This is a genomic window from Pseudomonas sp. BGI-2, assembly GCF_004310295.1.
Taxonomy (GTDB): Bacteria; Pseudomonadota; Gammaproteobacteria; order Pseudomonadales; family Pseudomonadaceae; genus Aquipseudomonas.
In genome coordinates this window covers 20,613-39,647 of the sequence record NZ_SISB01000005.1, presented here as the reverse complement: position 1 = coordinate 39,647, position 19,035 = coordinate 20,613, and the positions used below count along the sequence as shown (strand labels likewise).

The 19,035-nt window shown below is 59.9% G+C and carries 16 protein-coding genes; 12 read left to right on the top strand and 4 right to left on the bottom strand.

Annotation, left to right across the window (positions count from 1 at the left end):
• Positions 1-2 precede the first annotated feature (2 nt).
• The 7 genes from ispG to EYC95_RS04915 all read left to right on the top strand — a co-directional run bounded on the left by ispG (position 3) and on the right by EYC95_RS04915 (position 7,961).
• The gene (gene ispG / locus EYC95_RS04945) at positions 3-1,112 is read left to right on the top strand and encodes a flavodoxin-dependent (E)-4-hydroxy-3-methylbut-2-enyl-diphosphate synthase (protein WP_131059377.1); all 1,110 of its coding nucleotides are present in this window, start codon (positions 3-5) and stop codon (positions 1,110-1,112) included.
• 37 nt (positions 1,113-1,149) lie between these two features.
• On the top strand, positions 1,150-2,439 hold the full coding sequence (gene hisS / locus EYC95_RS04940) for a histidine--tRNA ligase (protein WP_131059376.1): 1,290 nt from the start codon (positions 1,150-1,152) through the stop codon (positions 2,437-2,439).
• A 42-nt stretch (positions 2,440-2,481) separates the two neighbouring features.
• The gene (locus EYC95_RS04935; protein WP_131059375.1) at positions 2,482-3,123 is read left to right on the top strand and encodes a tetratricopeptide repeat protein; all 642 of its coding nucleotides are present in this window, start codon (positions 2,482-2,484) and stop codon (positions 3,121-3,123) included.
• Positions 3,116-4,267 carry an outer membrane protein assembly factor BamB gene (gene bamB, locus EYC95_RS04930; protein ID WP_131059374.1) on the top strand — a complete coding sequence of 384 codons (1,152 nt, stop codon included), beginning with the start codon at positions 3,116-3,118 and terminating at the stop codon, positions 4,265-4,267. Before EYC95_RS04935 ends, bamB begins: the two co-directional genes overlap by 8 nt.
• 140 nt (positions 4,268-4,407) lie before the next feature.
• Positions 4,408-5,877 carry a ribosome biogenesis GTPase Der gene (gene der / locus EYC95_RS04925; protein ID WP_008147761.1) on the top strand — a complete coding sequence of 490 codons (1,470 nt, stop codon included), beginning with the start codon at positions 4,408-4,410 and terminating at the stop codon, positions 5,875-5,877.
• 156 nt (positions 5,878-6,033) lie between these two features.
• The gene (locus EYC95_RS04920; protein ID WP_131059373.1) at positions 6,034-7,182 is read left to right on the top strand and encodes a pyridoxal phosphate-dependent aminotransferase; all 1,149 of its coding nucleotides are present in this window, start codon (positions 6,034-6,036) and stop codon (positions 7,180-7,182) included.
• Positions 7,170-7,961, top strand: a complete 792-nt coding sequence (locus EYC95_RS04915; RefSeq protein ID WP_131059372.1) for an amidohydrolase — start codon at positions 7,170-7,172, stop codon at positions 7,959-7,961. The genes EYC95_RS04920 and EYC95_RS04915 overlap by 13 nt, the downstream gene beginning before the upstream one ends.
• Positions 7,962-8,145: 184 nt before the next feature.
• On the opposite strand, the gene leuA is transcribed toward EYC95_RS04915, so the two are convergent.
• On the bottom strand, positions 8,146-9,825 hold the full coding sequence (gene leuA / locus EYC95_RS04910; RefSeq protein WP_131059371.1) for a 2-isopropylmalate synthase: 1,680 nt from the start codon (positions 9,823-9,825) through the stop codon (positions 8,146-8,148).
• A 395-nt stretch (positions 9,826-10,220) separates the two neighbouring features.
• Between leuA and EYC95_RS04895 the strand changes: the two genes are divergently transcribed.
• Entirely contained in the window at positions 10,221-10,577 is a 357-nt protein-coding gene (locus tag EYC95_RS04895) for a hypothetical protein (protein ID WP_131059369.1), read from the top strand.
• Positions 10,578-10,710: 133 nt separating this feature from the next.
• Here EYC95_RS04895 and EYC95_RS04890 read toward each other — a convergent pair whose 3' ends face one another.
• From EYC95_RS04890 to EYC95_RS04880, 3 genes are all read right to left on the bottom strand, one after another.
• Entirely contained in the window at positions 10,711-11,532 is an 822-nt protein-coding gene (locus EYC95_RS04890; protein ID WP_131059368.1) for a peptidoglycan DD-metalloendopeptidase family protein, read from the bottom strand.
• 3 nt (positions 11,533-11,535) lie between these two features.
• Positions 11,536-12,915 carry an exodeoxyribonuclease VII large subunit gene (gene xseA / locus EYC95_RS04885; protein WP_131059367.1) on the bottom strand — a complete coding sequence of 460 codons (1,380 nt, stop codon included), beginning with the start codon at positions 12,913-12,915 and terminating at the stop codon, positions 11,536-11,538.
• Positions 12,916-13,017: 102 nt separating this feature from the next.
• On the bottom strand, positions 13,018-13,968 hold the full coding sequence (locus EYC95_RS04880; RefSeq protein ID WP_131059366.1) for a LysR family transcriptional regulator: 951 nt from the start codon (positions 13,966-13,968) through the stop codon (positions 13,018-13,020).
• Positions 13,969-14,068: 100 nt separating this feature from the next.
• Between EYC95_RS04880 and EYC95_RS04875 the strand changes: the two genes are divergently transcribed.
• The 4 genes from EYC95_RS04875 to guaA all read left to right on the top strand — a co-directional run bounded on the left by EYC95_RS04875 (position 14,069) and on the right by guaA (position 18,986).
• Positions 14,069-14,836 carry a sulfite exporter TauE/SafE family protein gene (locus tag EYC95_RS04875; protein ID WP_131059365.1) on the top strand — a complete coding sequence of 256 codons (768 nt, stop codon included), beginning with the start codon at positions 14,069-14,071 and terminating at the stop codon, positions 14,834-14,836.
• A gap of 195 nt (positions 14,837-15,031) precedes the next feature.
• Positions 15,032-15,580 carry a sugar ABC transporter ATPase gene (locus EYC95_RS04870; RefSeq protein WP_131059364.1) on the top strand — a complete coding sequence of 183 codons (549 nt, stop codon included), beginning with the start codon at positions 15,032-15,034 and terminating at the stop codon, positions 15,578-15,580.
• A 260-nt stretch (positions 15,581-15,840) separates the two neighbouring features.
• Entirely contained in the window at positions 15,841-17,310 is a 1,470-nt protein-coding gene (gene guaB / locus EYC95_RS04865; RefSeq protein WP_109634587.1) for an IMP dehydrogenase, read from the top strand.
• A 98-nt stretch (positions 17,311-17,408) separates the two neighbouring features.
• Positions 17,409-18,986 (top strand): glutamine-hydrolyzing GMP synthase, encoded by a 1,578-nt coding sequence (gene guaA / locus EYC95_RS04860; protein ID WP_131059363.1) that lies wholly within the window; start codon positions 17,409-17,411, stop codon positions 18,984-18,986.
• Positions 18,987-19,035 lie beyond the last annotated feature (49 nt).

Below are 19,035 nucleotides of genomic sequence, written 5' to 3'. Positions count from 1 at the left end.
TCATGCACGGCGAATCTCCAATCAAACGTCGCGAATCCCGCAAGATCTGGGTCGGTAACGTGCCTGTTGGCGGCGATGCGCCCATCGCTGTTCAGAGCATGACCAACAGCGACACCAACGACGTGGCCGCCACCGTGGCCCAGATCAATCGTCTGGAAGCGGCTGGCGTCGATATCGTGCGCATTTCCGTGCCGGACATGGACGCCGCCGAAGCCTTCGGCAAGATCAAGAAACTGGTCAAGGTGCCGTTGGTTGCCGACATCCACTTCGACTACAAGATTGCGCTGCGCGTAGCCGAACTGGGCGTTGACTGCCTGCGGATCAACCCGGGCAACATCGGTCGTCAAGACCGCGTGCGCGCGGTGGTCGACGCCGCCCGCGATCGCGGGATCCCGATCCGCATCGGCGTCAACGCCGGTTCCCTGGAAAAAGACCTGCAAAAGAAATACGGCGAGCCGACCCCGGCAGCGCTGGTCGAGTCTGCCTTACGTCACGTCGAGCACCTCGAACGACTGAATTTCCAGGACTTCAAGGTCAGCGTGAAGGCCTCCGACGTGTTCATGGCCGTCGCCGCCTACCGCCTGCTGGCCAAGGAAATCGTCCAGCCGCTGCACTTGGGCATCACTGAAGCCGGTGGTTTGCGTTCAGGCACAGTGAAATCCGCCGTGGGCCTCGGTATGCTGCTCGCCGAAGGGATTGGCGATACTATTCGCATCTCGTTGGCGGCCGACCCGGTCGAGGAAGTGAAAGTCGGCTACGACATTCTCAAATCCCTGCACCTGCGTTCCCGTGGCATCAACTTCATCGCCTGCCCGAGCTGCTCGCGGCAGAACTTCGATGTGGTCAAGACCATGAACGAGCTGGAAGGGCGCCTTGAAGATCTGCTGGTGCCGCTGGATGTCGCGGTCATCGGTTGCGTGGTCAACGGGCCGGGCGAAGCCAAGGAAGCCCATATCGGCTTGACCGGCGGCACGCCAAACCTGATTTACATCGACGGCAAGCCGTCGCAGAAACTGACGAATGAAAATCTGGTGGATGAGCTTGAACGCTTGATCCGCCAGAAAGCGGCCGAAAAGGTCGAAGCCGACGCGGCAGTAATCGTCCGCGGCTGAGCCCGACTGAAGAGCCGAACGAATTTAAGGATTTATAGTGAGCAAGTCTCTGCAAGCCATACGTGGCATGAACGACATCCTGCCCGAACAGACTCCCCTGTGGCGTCATTTCGAGGGTGCCGTCTCGCGTCTGCTGGATAACTACGGTTACAAGCAGATCCGCATGCCGATCGTCGAGTTCACCGAGCTGTTCAAGCGCTCCATCGGTGAAGTGACCGACATCGTCGAAAAAGAGATGTACACCTTCGACGACCGCAACGGCGATTCGCTGACCCTGCGCCCTGAAGGCACAGCGGCTTGCGTGCGTGCGGTGCTCGAACACGGCATCACCGGCGGTGGTCAGGTGCAGAAACTCTGGTACATCGGCCCGATGTTCCGTCACGAACGTCCGCAGAAAGGCCGTTATCGCCAGTTCCATCAGATCGGTGTCGAGGTGTTCAACCTCGACGGGCCGGACATTGACGCCGAACTGATCGTGCTGACCTGGCGCCTGTGGGGCGAGCTGGGTATCCGTGACGCGGTCAAGCTTGAGCTCAACAGCCTGGGCACCGCCGAGTCCCGTGGTCGTTATCGCGAAGCGCTGGTCGAGTTCCTCTCGGCCCACCTGGACAAGCTGGACGAAGACAGCCAACGCCGTCTGAAGACCAATCCGCTGCGGGTTCTGGATACCAAGAACGCCGACACTCAAGCAATCCTGGCCGACGCGCCGAAAATGGCCGACTACCTCGACGAAGAATCCCGTGTGCACTTCGAGGGCCTCAAGGCTCGTCTGGACGCCGCCGGTATTCCTTACGTGATCAACCCGAAGCTGGTTCGCGGGCTGGATTACTACAGCAAGACCGTTTTCGAATGGGTCACCGACAAGTTGGGCGCCCAGGGCACCGTATGTGCCGGCGGTCGTTACGACGGTCTGGTGGAACAGATGGGCGGTAAGCCGACAACGGGCGTTGGTTTCGCCATGGGCATCGAGCGTCTGGTGCTGCTTCTGGAAACTCTGGAGCAGATCCCGGAAGAGATTTCCCGTCAGGTCGACGTCTATCTCTGCGCATTCGGTGAGGCCGCCGAACTGGCGGCCCTGACGTTGAGTGAGAAGGTTCGTGATCAATTGCCCAACCTGCGCCTGCAAGTCAATGCCGGCGCCGGCAGCTTCAAAAGCCAGTTCAAGAAGGCCGACAAGAGCGGTGCGCTGTATGCGCTGATCCTCGGTGACGATGAAATGGCCCAGCAAGTGGTAGGTTTCAAACCCCTGCGTGGCCAGGGCGAACAACAAAGCATTGCCTGGGATGCGCTTGCTGCACACCTGGCCACCTGCGTCGTGCAGGGTTGAAGCTGTCATAAACAGCCGATTTAGCGATTAAGGAGTATTGGGGTGTCGAGTACCGAAGACGAAAACCTGGCGGATTTGAAGGACTGGTGGACACGCAACGGCAAGCCCCTGGTCACTGGCGGCCTGTTGGCGCTGGTCATCGTGTTCGGCTGGCAGGCTTTTCAAAAGTATCAGAGCAATCAGTCGCAAGGCGCCTCGATTCTCTATCAGCAATTGCTGGAAACCACGCTGACGCCTGACGGCAAGCCTGATGCCGCCCGTGTTTCGGACTTGGCCGGCAAGCTCAACAGCGAGTTCGGCGGCACCGCTTACGCGCAATACGGCAGCCTGTTCGTGGCGAAAGTCGCGGTCGACAGCGGCAAGCTGGACGACGCAGCCACCGAGCTGAAAGCCATTACCGACAAACCTGCCAACCCGGCGCTGGGCGAAATTGCCCGTCAGCGTCTGGCGCAGGTGCTGGCCGCGCAGAACAAGGTCGATGAAGCCCTGAAGCTGCTCGAAGGTGATGCCGACAAGGCGTTCCTGGCCACTCGCGAAGAGCTCAAGGGTGACCTGCTGGTGCAGTTGGGTCGTACCGACGAAGCAAACGCGGCGTATCAAAAAGCCAAGGCGGCACTGTCGGATGAAGCGGCGGTCGGTGGCCTACAAATCAAGCTGGACGACCTGGCCAAAGGGGATGCGTGACGTGATTCGTTGGAAACATGCAGCATTGCTGGCTCTGGCCATTTTGGCCGCGGGTTGCAGCAGCAACAGCAAAAAAGAACTGCCACCGGCCGAGTTGACCGACTTCAAAGAAGAAGTGGTTCTGCAAAAGCAGTGGAGTCGTTCGATCGGTGACGGTCAGGGCGAAACCTACAACATGCTGGTTCCGGCGATCGAAGGCGATACCATTTATGCCGCCGACGTCACTGGTGTGGTGATGGCGCTGGATCGCAGCAACGGCGACGTCAAATGGAAGAAGGACCTTGAACTGCCTGTTTCCGGCGCCGTCGGCGTGGGTTACGGTCTGGTCATGTTCGGCACCATCAAGGGCGAAATCGTTGCCCTGGACGCGATCAACGGTGAAGAGAAATGGCGCGCTCGCGTGTCCAGCGAAGTCCTCGCACCGCCGGCCAACAACGGTGACGTGGTTGTGGTTCAGACTCAGGATGACCGTCTGATCGGTCTGGATGCCGCCACCGGCAACCAGCGCTGGTTGTATGACAGCACCCCTGCGGTCCTGACCCTGCGCGGCACCAGCGCACCGATCGTCACCAACCGCCTCGCGGTGGCTGGCCTGTCGACCGGTAAAGTGGTCGCTCTCGATATTTCCAACGGCGTGCCGGTGTGGGAACAACGTGTTGCGATTCCACAAGGACGTTCGGAACTGGAACGTGTGGTCGATATCGACGGTGGCTTGCTGCTGTCCGGCGGTACCCTGTACGTCGCCAGCTACCAGGGTCGCGTTGCGGCACTGGACCTGGAAAGCGGTCGTCAGCTCTGGCAGCGTGATGCTTCCAGCTATGCCGGCGTCGCTCAGGGTTTCGGCAACGTTTATGTGAGCCTGTCTTCGGGCACCGTTGAAGGCGTCGACGAACGTTCCACCACGGCTTTGTGGAGCAACGATTCGCTGGCCCGTCGTCAACTGTCGGCTCCGGAAGTGTTCTCCAGCTATGTTGCAGTCGGTGATATGGAAGGTTACCTGCATCTGCTGAGCCAGGTTGACGGTCGTTTCGTCGGCCGCGAGCGCATCGACAGCGACGGCCTGCGTGCCCGTCCGCTGGTGGTGGGTGACACGATTTATCTGTATGGCAACAGCGGCAAACTGGAAGCCCTGACCATTAAGTAAAGGTTTGACTATGCTTGGGGTTAGTTCCCCAAGCGGCCCCGTTCTGCGGGGCTCGCAGCGCTCACAGGCGCTGCCCCGAGCACCAGCCGCTGCCTCGCAGCGGCTTTTGTATTTTCTGAAATAACGAAGTGGAGAGCCGCATGGTTCCCGTAATCGCCCTGGTGGGCCGACCGAACGTCGGCAAGTCCACCTTGTTCAACCGCCTGACCAGGACTCGCGACGCCATTGTCGGCGACTTGTCCGGTCTGACCCGTGATCGCCAATACGGTGAGGCCAAGTGGCAAGGGCGTTCCTACATTCTGGTCGACACCGGCGGTATCTCCGGTGACGAGCACGGTATGGACGAAAAAATGGCCGAGCAGTCGCTGCTGGCCATTGAAGAAGCCGATGTCGTTCTGTTCCTGGTAGATGCCAAGGCCGGTTTCACCGCCGCCGACCAGATGATCGCCGAGCATTTGCGCAAACGTAACAAGCGTTCTTACGTGGTTGCCAACAAGGTCGACAACATCGACCCTGAAATGGCCCGCGCCGAATTCGCCCCGTTGGGCATGGGCCACGCGATCCCGATCGCCGGTGCTCATGGTCGCGGCATCACCCAGATGCTGGAAATCGCCCTGAGCGACTTCCCGAAAGACGATGACGAGCTGGAAGAAGGCGAGGAAGAGATCGTTGCCGAAGGCGAGGAAGCCAAGCGCATTCCTGGCCCAAGCGAAAAAGACGGGATCAAGATCGCTATCATCGGCCGTCCAAACGTCGGCAAGTCGACCCTGGTCAATCGCATGCTCGGTGAAGACCGGGTAATCGTCTATGACGAGCCTGGCACCACCCGCGACAGCATCTACATCCCGTTCGAGCGTAACGACGAGAAGTACACGCTGATCGACACCGCCGGTGTGCGCAAGCGCGGCAAGATCCACGAAGAAGTTGAAAAATTCTCCGTGGTCAAAACCTTGCAAGCGATCAAAGACGCCAACGTGGTGATCTTCGTGATGGACGCCCGCGAAGGCGTGGTGGACCACGACCTCAACCTGCTGGGCTTTGCCATTGAGTCGGGTCGTGCGCTGGTCATCGCGATCAACAAATGGGACGGCATGACGCCGAGCGAGCGTGACTTCGTGAAGGTCGAGCTGCAACGTCGACTGTTCTTCGTCGACTACGCCGACATCCACTTCATCTCGGCCCTGCACGGCACGGGCGTGGGCAACCTCTACGCCTCCGTACAGAACTCGTTCAAGTCCGCGGTCACTCGCTGGCCAACCAACCGCCTGACCACGATTCTGGAAGATGCGGTGGGTGAGCACGCGCCACCGATGGTCAACAACCGCCGGATCAAGCTGCGTTATGCCCACTTGGGTGGTGCTAACCCGCCGATCATCGTGATTCACGGTAACCAGATCGAGAAGGTGCCGAAGTCCTACGTTCGTTACCTGGAAAACACTTACCGTCGTGTGCTCAAACTGGTCGGTACGCCGATCCGTATCGAGTTCAAGGGCGGCGAGAACCCGTACGAAGGCAACAAGACCTCGCTCACCGACCGTCAGGTCAACAAGAAGCGTCGCATGATGTCGCACCACAAGAAAGCCGACAAGAAGCGCCGCGACAAGCGCTGATTCACTACTGCCGATGATCGTTCCCACGCTCTGCGTGGGAACGATCGAAATAGAGAAGGGCGCCGGTTGGCGCCCTTTTTTTATGGGCGCCGGATGGGCTATCCTCGGGCTCTCCCGCGCCGCCGTTAGAGCCGGGTGTAGAGCAGGGAATCACCGATGATCACCAGTAAGCTGCCGAATGTCGGCATCACTATCTTCACTCAGATGTCTCAGCTCGCGGCGCAAACCGGGGCGATCAACCTGTCCCAGGGTTTTCCCGATTTCGATGCCCCGCAAGCCTTGTGCGATGCGGTCGGCCGGCACATCGCCAGTGGCCACAACCAATATTCACCGATGACCGGACTGCCGGCGCTGCGCCAGCAAGTGGCGGCGAAGATCGCTCGCAGCTACGGCGTCAATGTCGATGCCGACAACGAAGTGACCATCACGCCCGGCGCCACCCAGGCGATCTTTTGTGCGATTCAGGCGGTTATCCACAGCGGCGACGAAGTGATCGTGTTCGATCCGTGCTACGACAGTTACGAGCCGTCGGTTGAACTGGCGGGTGGTCGTTGCGTGCATGTGCAACTCGGTCTGAATGACTTTGCCATCGACTTCGAGAAGCTTGCCGAAGCGATTACGCCGCGCACGCGGATGATCGTTCTCAACGCCCCGCATAACCCGAGTGGCGCGCTGATCAGTCGTGCCGAACTGGATCAATTGGCGGCGTTGATTCGGGATCGCGACATCTGCATCGTCAGCGACGAAGTCTACGAACACCTGGTCTTCGATGGTGTGCCTCACGTCAGCGTGCTCAATCACCAAGAGCTGTATCAACGCGCCTTCGTGGTCAGTTCCTTCGGCAAGACCTACCACGTCACCGGTTGGAAAACCGGCTACGTGGTCGCCCCGCCAGCGCTCACCGCCGAGCTGCGCAAGGTGCACCAGTACGTCAGTTTCTGCGGCGTGACACCGCTGCAATACGCCTTGGCCGACTTCATGGCCGAACATCCTGAACATGTCGAAGAGCTGCCGGGTTTCTACCAGACCAAGCGCGATCTGTTCTGCGATCTGCTGGCGCCGTCGCGTTTCAGCTTTCAGCGGGTGACCGGCACGTATTTCCAGCTGGTCGATTATTCGCAGATTCGCCCGGACCTCAATGACGTCGAAATGGCGCTGTGGATGACCCGTGAACATGGTGTGGCGAGCATCCCGATCTCGGTGTTCTACCAGACACCCCCCGAGGGCCAGCGCCTGGTGCGCTTGTGCTTCGCCAAACGCGAGGAGACGTTGCGTGAAGCAGCGGCAAAACTATGCGTGATCTGAGTGCTCTGCCCAATCTGAATGTCGCGCTGATCCAGACCACCCTGGCCTGGCATGACCGCCAGGCCAACCTGGAGCATTTCGAGCAATTGCTTGAGCAGGCTCGCGGGGCGGATCTGATCATTCTGCCGGAGATGTTCACCACCGGTTTTTCCATGGAATCGGAAACCCTCGCCGAAGCGGAAAACGGTCCGACCAGCAAGTGGCTGCGCGTCCAGGCGGCAAAATTCAACGCGGTGATCACCGGCAGCGTCATCGTCCAGGCTGCCGATGGCAGCCACCGCAATCGACTGCTGTGGGCGCGGCCGGACGGGGAAGTCTGGCACTACGACAAGCGTCATCTGTTTCGCATGGCCGGCGAGCACAACCACTACACGCCCGGCGAGCGCCAGGTGCAGTTCGAACTCAAGGGCTGGCGAGTGCGGCCGCTGATTTGCTACGACTTGCGTTTCCCGGTCTGGAGCCGCGATGCACAGGACACCGACCTGCTGCTCTACACCGCCAACTGGCCCGGCGCACGCCGCCAGCACTGGAACCGTTTGCTGCCGGCGCGGGCGATTGAAAACCTCTGCTACGTGGCCGCGGTGAATCGCATCGGTACCGACGGCAAGGGTTTTGCCTACACCGGCGACAGCCAGGTGCTGGATTTCCAGGGTGAGACATTGCTCAGTGCCGGCGAAGCCGATGGCGTGTTTCAGGTCGTGCTGAACGCAGCGGATCTGCAAGCCTACCGCACCCGCTTCCCGGCGAATCTGGATGCCGATACGTTCGAATTCACGTAACTGATCGTTCCCACGCTCCGCGTGGGAATGCAGCCCGTGACGCTCCGCGTCACTGGACGCGGAGCGTCCCTTGAGGCATTCCCACGCGGAGCGTGGGAACGATCAACAGCCACTGCATAATCTGCAGGCAAACAAAAAGGCCCCGAGGTTCTCACCCCGGGGCCTTTTGCATTACAGCGAACGCTTACGCCGCTTTTGCTTCCGGCTGGCTCAGGGATCGGTTCAACGCGCTGAACAGGGCCTTGAAGCTCGCGGTGGTGATGTTTTCATCGATACCCACGCCGTGCACCGCACGTTCTCCGTTCACGCGCAGTTCAATGTAGGCCGCCGCCTTGGCGTTGGTGCCCGCGCCGATCGCGTGTTCGTTGTAGTCCATGATTTCCACGGGAATCGGCAGACCGGCGACCAGGGCTTCCAGCGCGCCGTTGCCCTTGCCGCGCCAGTGCAGGTTGGTTTCGCCCTGACCTTTGCCCGAGACTTCCACTTCCACGGCGCTGTGACCGTTCTCTTCCTGCAGGCGATGGCTGACCAGCGCATACGGGGTGTTGGCCTGCAGATACTCGCTGTGCAGCAAGGCGTGGATCTGCTGGGCGGTCATCTCAAGGCCCAGGCGATCGGTTTCACGTTGAACGACCTGGCTGAACTCGATCTGCATGCGACGCGGCAAGCTGATGCCGTATTCCTGTTCCAGCAGGTAGGCGATCCCGCCCTTGCCCGACTGGCTGTTGACGCGGATCACCGCCTCGTAGCTGCGGCCGATGTCGGCCGGGTCGATCGGCAAGTACGGCACTTCCCACAATTCGTCCGGTTTCTGCTGGGCGAAGCCCTTGCGGATCGCATCCTGGTGCGAGCCGGAGAACGCGGTGTGAACCAGGTCGCCGACGTACGGGTGACGAGGGTGCACCTGGATCTGGTTGCACTCTTCGACGACTTTGCGCACGCCGTCGATGTCGGAGAAGTCCAGCTCAGGGTGAATGCCCTGGGTGTAGAGGTTCAGCGCCACAGTCACGAGATCGACGTTACCGGTACGCTCGCCGTTGCCGAACAGGCAGCCTTCGACACGGTCGGCGCCGGCCATCAGGCCCAGTTCGGTAGCGGCAACGCCCGTGCCACGGTCGTTGTGGGTGTGCAGGCTGATGATCACGCTGTCACGACGGTTGATGTGACGGCCGAACCACTCGATCTGGTCGGCATAGATGTTCGGGGTCGCGCATTCGACGGTGGCTGGCAGGTTGAGGATCACCTTGTGCTCAGGTGTCGGGTTCCAGACTTCGATGACCGCGTCGCAGACTTCCTTGGCGAATTCGAGTTCGGTCGCGCTGAAGGTTTCCGGCGAGTATTCGAAGGTCCACTCGGTGTTCGGCTGCTGGGCCGCGTATTTGACGAACAACTTGGCCGCGTTCACCGCGATGGCCTTGACGCCGTCCTTGTCCTGGTTGAAGACAATGCGGCGGAAGGACGGGGAGGTCGCGTTGTACAGGTGAACGATGGCTTTCTTCGCCCCACGCAGGGATTCGAAGGTACGCTCGATGAGGTCTTCACGGCCTTGGGTCAGCACCTGAATGGTGGTGTCGTCCGGGATGTGGTTGCCTTCGATCAAGGTACGCACGAAGTCGAAGTCGGTTTGCGAAGCGGCCGGGAACGAAGCTTCAATCTCTTTCACACCGACCTGCACCAGGGTTTTCCAGAAGCGCAACTTCTTGACCGCGTCCATTGGCTCGATCAGCGACTGGTTGCCGTCACGAAGGTCGGAGCTGCACCAGATCGGCGCTGCGGTGATGGTCTTCGATGGCCAGGTGCGGTCCGGGATATCGATGGTCGGGAACGCGCGGTATTTCGAAGACGGGTCTTTGAGCATGCTCATCGGGAAATCCTTATTGTGTGGGCCGAAAAAAGGCGGCCTGCCGGTGGATCAACTGTTCTTGGGAAAGGCTTGGGGCAAGGCACCGCGATTCAGCCTGGCAGTCGTGCGCTGACGAGGCACAGGCTACGGTGCTGGCGAAGCTGAATGAGGGTGTGCGAGGTTTTCATGCCTTCAACCCTAACCGCCGTGGTTGAGGATGGCAAGCAGTCGAAAAAAATTGAGAGGAATACTCGAAAAAGCGCTTGTACCGCGATTTTATTGCTTCGAGTGGCCGTGATTGTTTTGATGTTTGCGCGAGGTTTGAGCGTTGCGCAATTGAAAGTTGGCGGTCTTGTCTCGGTGGGCGCAGCTATTCTTAAAGCCTCAACCAGGCGACTGGAATGCGGGAGTCGGCAATGAACGAGTCGGATTGGAAGCTTTACAGTGCGCTGCGCCCGAAGGCGCATGAACGGATGTGCATTCGGATCATGGAGGAGGTCGAGCGTACGGTTCTGGACACAAGCCTGGCGCCTTATGACCGGATAGAAGCCAGCGAAGAACTGCTGAAGGCCGGCCAAAAGGAGCTGTATTGGGCGTTTGGCGTTTTCAGGTTCTCACGCCATGAGGCCCGCTCTCACTTGCTGGGGTTGTGTGCCCGCGAGTTGATTACGGCTGAAGAGTTGGCTGGTTTCTCGGAAGACACTCAAACCTGGGTCAACCATTGTCTGGCGGACCGGGAGGTTCATGGGATTGAGGACCTGGAGGCTGAATGAGCCGCGTCCTTGAGATCGCCTTCGCGGGCAAGCCTCGCTCCTACAGATATTGGGTGATCACACGATTTGGGCACGACCCATATCCGTAGGAGCGAGGCTTGCCCGCGAAGAGGCCAGTAGCCATACGCAACAACTAAGGCTGAAATGCACCTATAAAGATGGCTGGATCAACCCGCGCATCATTCAAACTGACATTCCAGTGCATATGCGGCCCGGTCGCACGCCCGGTGGCGCCAACCTTCCCGACCACACCGCCGCGAGCCAATTGTTGCCCCACCTTCACATCAATCTTCGACATATGGCAGAACATGCTGATAAAGCCCTGCCCATGGTCGACAAACACCGTATTGCCGTTGAAAAAGTAGTTGCCGATCAAAATCACCTTGCCCGCGGCCGGTGTCTTGATCGGTGTGCCGGCACCCACGGCGAAATCCAGGCCTGAGTGGGGATTGCGCTCCTCACCATTAAAGAAGCAGCGCACGCCGAACTTGCTCGACAGCGGCCCGTTGACCGGTTTGTCCAGCAGCAGGTTGCTCGGGGTGTTCGGGGTGAAAGTGCGGTAGGCAGCGATCTGCTCGGCCAGTTCGCCTTCGATACGCTTCAGATTCTCCGGGTTCGGATTGACCTGCTGCGTGTTCTTCAGGGTGATGTGCTGTTCCGGGTACTTCTTGTTGCCGACCGTGAAACTCAGATTACGACCACCGCTGCTGACCTGTTGCGTGCCCGGTTTAACCGTCAACGGCACGCCGACAATCGCCAGCCAATTGCTTTGTTCCTTGACCACCAGCACCGGTTTGCCTTGATAACTGGCTTTTGGCGCCTGGGCAGCAGTGCCCAGATCCACCACGGCCACGCCGCCCGGCACCGGTTTGTTCAGCAGGCGTGTGATGTAACTGTCGGCGTGGGCATTGAAGGTCAGGCACAACAACAGCAGCGGAGCTAAAAAACGCGGCATGGATCAATCCAGTAAAGAAAGGGTGACAGGCGTCAGGTGATTGTCTTCGACCCGGACTTGCAGTTCGCCGTCGCCCAGTTTGGCTTTCAGCCGCTGACCGGTGTGGGTTTGCTCGGCGCTGCGAATCGCGTTGCCGCGTTCATCCAGCAAAATGCTGTAGCCACGGGCCAGCGTCGCGAGTGGGCTGACCACCTGCAGCGTCTGCACCTGACTTTGCAGCTGCAGACGACGGGACTTGAGGCCATCGCGCATGGCACGCGGCAGGCGCTCGGCGAAGCTGTCGAGGCGCTGACGAAGCATCGCCAGTTGCCGTCCCGGGTGTTGCCCGGCGAGGCGGGTTTCCAGGCGGATCAGCCGTTCGCGGCGGGTGTTGAGGTGGCGTTCGAAAGCGCGGCGCATGCGCATGTCCAGGTCATCCAGGCGTTGCGCTTGTTGGCGCAGGCGTTCGCCAGGATGACGCAGGCGGCGGGACATGCCTTCCAGGCGCAAGCGGTCGCGCATCAAACGGTCACGGATGCGCATCACCAGGCGACGATGCAGGCTCTCGACCCGGCGCACCAGGTCGCTGGAATCGGGTGCGAGCAATTCGGCGGCTGCGGACGGTGTAGGGGCGCGAACGTCGGCGACGAAGTCACTGATCGAGACGTCGGTTTCATGGCCGACGGCGCTGACAATCGGTGTCACGCAGGCATCCACGGCACGGGCCACGGCTTCTTCGTTGAAACACCAGAGGTCTTCCAGCGAACCGCCGCCACGGGCTAGGATCAGCGCATCAAAACCACGGGCGTCCGCCAGTTTCAGCGCGCGGACGATCTGCGCAGTGGCTTCGCGGCCCTGCACAGCGGTCGGGATCAGCGTCAGCTGGATCTGCGGCGCGCGGCGGCGAAATACACTGATGATGTCGCGAATCACCGCGCCAGTCGGCGAACTGATAATACCGATGCGTTGCGGATGCGCCGGCAGCGGAACTTTGCGTTCGGCACTGAACAGACCTTCGGCGCTGAGTTTTTCCTTCAACGCATCGAACGCCAGACGCAGCGCACCGTCACCGGCCGGCTCCACGGTATCGAGGATCAACTGATAGTCGCCACGCCCCTCGAACAGCGAAACCTTGCCGCGCACCTTGACCGCCAGACCGTCTTTCAACGCCTGACGAACCCGTGCCGCGTTCTGCCGGAACAGTGCGCAACGCACCTGGGCACCGCTGTCCTTGAGGGTGAAATACACATGGCCGGACGCCGGACGGGCGAGGTTGGAGATTTCGCCTTCGACCCAGATGTTGCTGAACACGTCTTCGAGCAACACCCGCGCGCGGCCGTTGAGCTGGCTGACAGTCAGGACTTCACGGTCCAGGCCGAGTCTTGCAAAGGGATCTTTAATCATGGGGCGCAGTTTAAAGGCATTCGCATGCGAATCTCCATGAGCCAACGCAAATCCCCTTGTGGGAACGGCGGTGCGGCGATCCGACTTGCTCGCGAAAGCGGTTTAACCTTCATCATCAATGTCGACTGACACGCCGCATTCGCGAGCAAGCCCGCTCCCACAATGATCCGCGCAGCTTTTGATGAAGTGTTGAACCAGCGTCGTGGGATTCTGCCGGCAAGCAAGGGCAACGGTGCTGTGACAATCCGGATCGGCCAAGGGCAGGAAGTGGATGTCGGGCGGCGCAATGTCCCGCATCGATTCCGGCAGCAGCGCAATGCCGAACCCGGCCTGAATCAGTTGCAGTTGCGTGGTTTTGCGCGACACAACCCGCGCTGCTTTCGGGAAGAATCCCTGACGCATGCACAACTCGGCAGACAGATAACTCAACCCGCCGCGCTGAGGATGAGGAATGGAGATAAACGCCTCATCCTTCAACTGCGCCAGATCGATGCCCTGAGTGGACTTATCCACAGCCAGCCGATGATTGGGGGGAACGGCCAGCAGCAATCGTTCGCTATACAAAGGAACAATCTGCACGCCTTCACGCTGGCGCAACACCGGCAGGCGCAGCAGTCCGACATCCAGTCGATTGTCGGCCAACGCCTCAAGTTGCGCTTCGGAAGACAGTTTGACGATGTCCATGGACACACCGACATGCTGATCCAGATAGTCGCTGATGCCTCGCAGCAGGCGGCCACTCATGGGCACGGTGCTGGAATGGCTGAGGCGCAAGGTGCCGAGTTCTCCATTACCGACCTGGGTGGCCATCTCACTGGCTTTGGTCAGTTCGTTCAGCAGGTTTCGGGCCCGGGGCAGGAAGGCTTCACCGGCCGCTGTCAGTCGGGGCAGGCGTGCGGTGCGCTCGAACAACGGCGTTTGCAGCCGGCTTTCCATGGCCTTTATTTGCCGGCTCAGGGCTGACTGAGCGATGAACAGTCGTTCGGCGGCGGCGCTGAAACTCCCGCAGTCGGCGATTTCCACGAAGTAACGCAATTGGCGGGTTGAAAGCACCAGGCATGCCTTTTTGAGAGGGGTGGGTGGCTTTGAAGATATTAGTCGCAAGACTCGACGCTGGCTAAAGTCATCTCAGGTATTCAAGGAAGCTGTACAGATGAATGTGCTTGAGTTGTTGAGCCAATGGCCATTCGGCGCCACGGATTGGCTGGTGATCGGATTAGGCATCGCCCTGGCCTACATCGTGTTTGGCATCGCCGGGTTTGGTACCGCGTTGGTGGCGGGGCCGATTCTGATTCTGTTCATGCCGCTGTCGAAGATTGTGCCGTTGCTGGTGTTGCTGGATTTCGTCGCAGCCTTCGGCAATCTGCTGCCTTCGCGGCGGGATGTGGCGAAACCCGAGTTACTGCGGCTGCTGCCCTGCATGGCGGTGGGCTGCACGCTGGGGGTGATCTTTCTGCTGAATCTCAAATCCGATGTGTTGTTGCTGTTGATGGGGCTGTTTATCAGCGCCTATGCGATTTACAGCTTGTGGGTCAAAACCCGGCCGACGCAATTGTCCGCCGGTTGGGCCGTGCCGATGGGGACGGTGGGCGGAATGTTCGGGGCGTTGTTTGGCAGTGGCGGCTTTTTATATGCGATCTATTTGAACAGTCGGTTACCGAAAGAAGCGGCACGGGCAACCCAGAGTGCACTGATCAGTTGCAGCACCGTGGTGCGCCTGAGTCTGTTTGCCGTCGCAGGTGTCTATGCCGAGCTACCCTTGTTGGTATTGGCGTTGTGTTTATTGCCGGCCATGGCATTGGGGTTGTGGATCGGCCGGTGGTTGACCATGAGATTGTCCCGCGAGGCGTTCGTGCGGCTGGTGACCTGGTTGGTGTTGGCGAGCGGGATTGCCTTGATCGGGCGTTATTTGAGTACTTGACCGGATTTCGTCAGGGATTAAGCTGCCGGCCGTTCCGACGCCTTCGCGGGCAAGCCTCGCTCCTACAGGACTGACACAAATTTTTCGAACGCCACCAGTCCTGTAGGAGCGAGCGGTGCGGCGATCCGACTTGCCCGCGAAAGCGTCAGCCGGTACGCCGCAAGAAACATCCATTTGACGCAGTAGGCTTGCACCATGAATTCGCAAAGCATCATCGTCCCGAAAATCTCCACGCTGCCGGTGCACGAACCCCGGGCCCGGGCGGTTGTGCGCTGGCTGGTGCGCAAGAACATCATCAAGGAAGAGCTGACCACCTGTGGTCGTACCGGTAACCGCATGGCCCACGCCATCGCCGACGGTGCCCGCGCGGTGGTGTTGCATCCGCAAGCGCTGCCGTTCAGTGAGCCGATCAATGGCCTGGAGATCATCACCAAGCGTTGCATCTATACGCCGGCCAAGGGATTCCTGGAGGAGGCGGGCTGCGCCGAGTGCCGCAAGGAAGTCGGTGAAGCGCTATTCGATAGCCTTGAAGACTGGATGCCTGGGCGCACCGATAACTTCACCTGCCCGGAATGCGGGCATGAAGACGACATCAACGGGTTTCTTTTCCTGCAGGAATGCGGTTTTTCCAACCTGGGGTTCATCTTCAACAACTGGGCCGAGGCCGGGTTCAAGCAGAGCTTTATCGATGAGTTTGCCGATTGGCTGGATCACCCCGTCAGTTGGGTGAAAGTCGAGTTGTAACCGAAACCGAAACCGAAACCGAAACCGAAACCGAAACCGAAACCGAAACCGTAGGAGCGAGGCTTGCCCGCGAAGCTTTTAGCGTCAGTGATGACGCCTTCGTCGGAATGCCGCCCAGACCAAGCCTCGCTCCTACAGGATTTGCGTTCCAGACCCCCGTCGATCACCCGCATCGTTAATAGACAGAGTTTTACATTGAACCCGAGGGGGTGTCTGACTATAATGGCGCGCTTCCATTTTCCCGCTCGGGAGCCCCCGCGATGCTGCGTATCAGCCAAGAAGCTCTGACATTCGACGACATTCTCCTAGTGCCTGGTTATTCCGAGGTGCTTCCTAACGAAGTCAGTCTCAAGACCCGCCTAACCCGTGGCATCGAGCTGAATATTCCTTTGGTTTCTGCCGCCATGGACACCGTCACTGAAGCCCGTCTGGCAATTGCCATGGCTCAGGAAGGTGGCATCGGCATCATCCACAAGAACATGACCATCGAGCAGCAAGCTGCCGAAGTCCGCAAGGTCAAGCGTTACGAAGCCGGTGTGGTCAAGGACCCGATCACTATCGAGGCCGACGCCACGGTTCGTGAACTGTTCGAACTGACCCGCCAGCACAACATCTCCGGCGTTCCGGTTTTGCACAATGGCGACCTGGTCGGCATCGTCACTTCACGTGACGTGCGTTTCGAAAACCGTCTGGAAGCCACTGTCCGCGAAGTGATGACGCCTAAAGAGCGTCTGGTCACGGTCAAGGAAGGCGCCGACAAGAACGACGTTCGCGAGTTGCTGCACAAGCACCGCATCGAACGCGTCCTGATCGTCGACGACAAATTTGCCCTCAAAGGCATGATGACCGTCAACGACATCGAAAAAGCCAAGGCTTATCCGCTGGCCAGCAAGGACGATCAAGGTCGTCTGCGCGTTGGCGCTGCCGTCGGCACCGGTAAAGACACCGGTGACCGCGTAGCTGCTTTGGTCAATGCCGGCGTTGACGTGGTGGTGGTCGACACCGCACACGGTCACTCCAAAGGCGTGATCGACCGCGTTCGCTGGGTCAAGCAGAACTTCCCTGAAGTGCAGGTCATCGGCGGCAACATCGCCACCGGCGCTGCCGCCAAGGCCCTGGCCGAAGCTGGCGCCGATGCGGTCAAGGTCGGTATCGGCCCTGGCTCGATCTGCACCACCCGTATCGTCGCCGGTGTCGGCGTACCGCAAATCAGCGCCATCGCCAATGTCGCCGCTGCCCTTGAAGGCACAGGCGTTCCGTTGATCGCCGACGGCGGCATCCGTTTCTCCGGTGACCTGTCCAAGGCCATCGTAGCCGGTGCTTCCTGCGTGATGATGGGCTCGATGTTCGCCGGTACTGAAGAAGCGCCAGGCGAGATCGAACTGTTCCAGGGTCGCTCGTACAAGGCTTACCGCGGCATGGGTTCGCTGGGCGCCATGTCCCAGGCTCAAGGTTCCTCCGACCGTTACTTCCAGGACTCCTCGGCAGGCGCCGAGAAACTGGTTCCGGAAGGCATCGAAGGGCGTGTTCCTTACAAGGGCAGCCTGAGCGCCATCATCCATCAACTGATGGGCGGCCTGCGTTCCTCGATGGGCTACACCGGCAGCGCCGACATCGAAGAAATGCGCACCAAGCCTGAGTTCGTGCGGATCACCGGCGCCGGCATGGCCGAGTCCCACGTTCACGACGTACAGATCACCAAAGAAGCGCCAAACTACCGCGTAGGTTGAGGCTTCCAGCAAAAGTTAAGTAACCGGGGCTGTTTTATTCAGCCCCGAGTTGTTTCTGAATCACGACTGTTTCTGAATTACTTAGACGAGACTGAATCATGGCCCTCGACATTCACGCTCACCGCATCCTGATCCTCGATTTCGGTTCCCAGTACACCCAACTGATTGCCCGCCGCGTGCGTGAAATCGGCGTGTACTGCGAACTGCATCCGTTCGATATGGATGAAGACGCGATTCGCGAATTCGCTCCAAAAGGCATCATTCTCGCCGGCGGCCCCGAGTCCGTGCACGAAGCCAACAGCCCTCGCTGCCCGCAAGCGGTGTTTGACCTGGGCGTACCGGTCTTCGGCATCTGCTACGGCATGCAGACCATGGCCGAGCAACTGGGTGGCAAGGTTGAAGGTTCCGAACTGCGTGAGTTCGGTTACGCCCGTGTCGACGTGGTCGGCAAGAGCCGCCTGCTCGACGGCATCGAAGACCACATCGACGCGGACGGCCTGTTCGGCCTCGACGTATGGATGAGTCACGGTGACAAAGTCACCAAGATGCCGCAGGAATTCCACATCCTGGCCAGCACCCCGAGCTGCCCGATCGCCGGCATGTTCGACGACGCTCGCGGCTACTACGGCGTGCAGTTCCACCCGGAAGTAACCCACACCAAGCAGGGTGGCCGCATCCTGTCGCGCTTCATCCTCGACATCTGCGGCTGTGAAGCGCTGTGGACACCGTCGAAGATTGCTGAAGACGCCATCGCTCAGGTCCGCGCTCAGGTCGGCACCGACAACGTATTGCTCGGCCTGTCCGGCGGCGTTGACTCCTCGGTCGTTGCCGCGCTGCTGCACAAAGCCATCGGCGACCAGCTGACCTGCGTCTTCGTCGACAACGGCCTGCTGCGTCTGCACGAAGGCGAGCAAGTGATGGCCATGTTCGCCGAGAACATGGGCGTCAAGGTGATCCGCGCCAACGCTGAAGATCAGTTCCTCGACAATCTGGCAGGCGAAAGCGACCCAGAGAAGAAGCGCAAAATCATCGGCCGTACCTTCATCGACGTATTCGATGCCCAGTCCAAAGAACTGGACAACATCAAGTACCTGGCCCAGGGCACCATCTACCCTGACGTAATCGAGTCGGCTGGCGCCAAAAGCGGCAAGGCACACGTGATCAAGTCGCACCACAACGTGGGTGGCCTGCCAGAAGAAATGAACCTCAAGCTGGTTGAACCCCTGCGCGAGCTGTTCAAGGACGAAGTCCGTCGTCTGGGCCTGGAACTCGGCCTGCCGTACGACATGGTCTACCGTCACCCGTTCCCGGGCCCGGGCCTGGGCGTGCGGATCCTCGGTGAAGTGAAGAAGGAATACGCCGACCTGCTGCGTCGTGCCGACCACATCTTCATCGAAGAACTGCGCAAGGCTGACTGGTACCACAAGGTCAGCCAGGCCTTCGTGGTGTTCCAACCGGTGAAATCGGTTGGCGTGGTAGGCGATGGCCGTCGTTACGCCTGGGTCGTTGCCCTGCGTGCCGTGGAAACCATCGACTTCATGACCGCGCGTTGGGCACACCTGCCTTACGAACTGCTGGAAACCGTCAGCGGCCGGATCATCAACGAAATCGAAGGCATCTCCCGCGTCACCTACGACGTGTCGAGCAAGCCGCCAGCGACGATCGAGTGGGAATGATCCCGGCTTCAACTGATCGCCCGTAACACCTGAAAGGCCCCGTGAACTC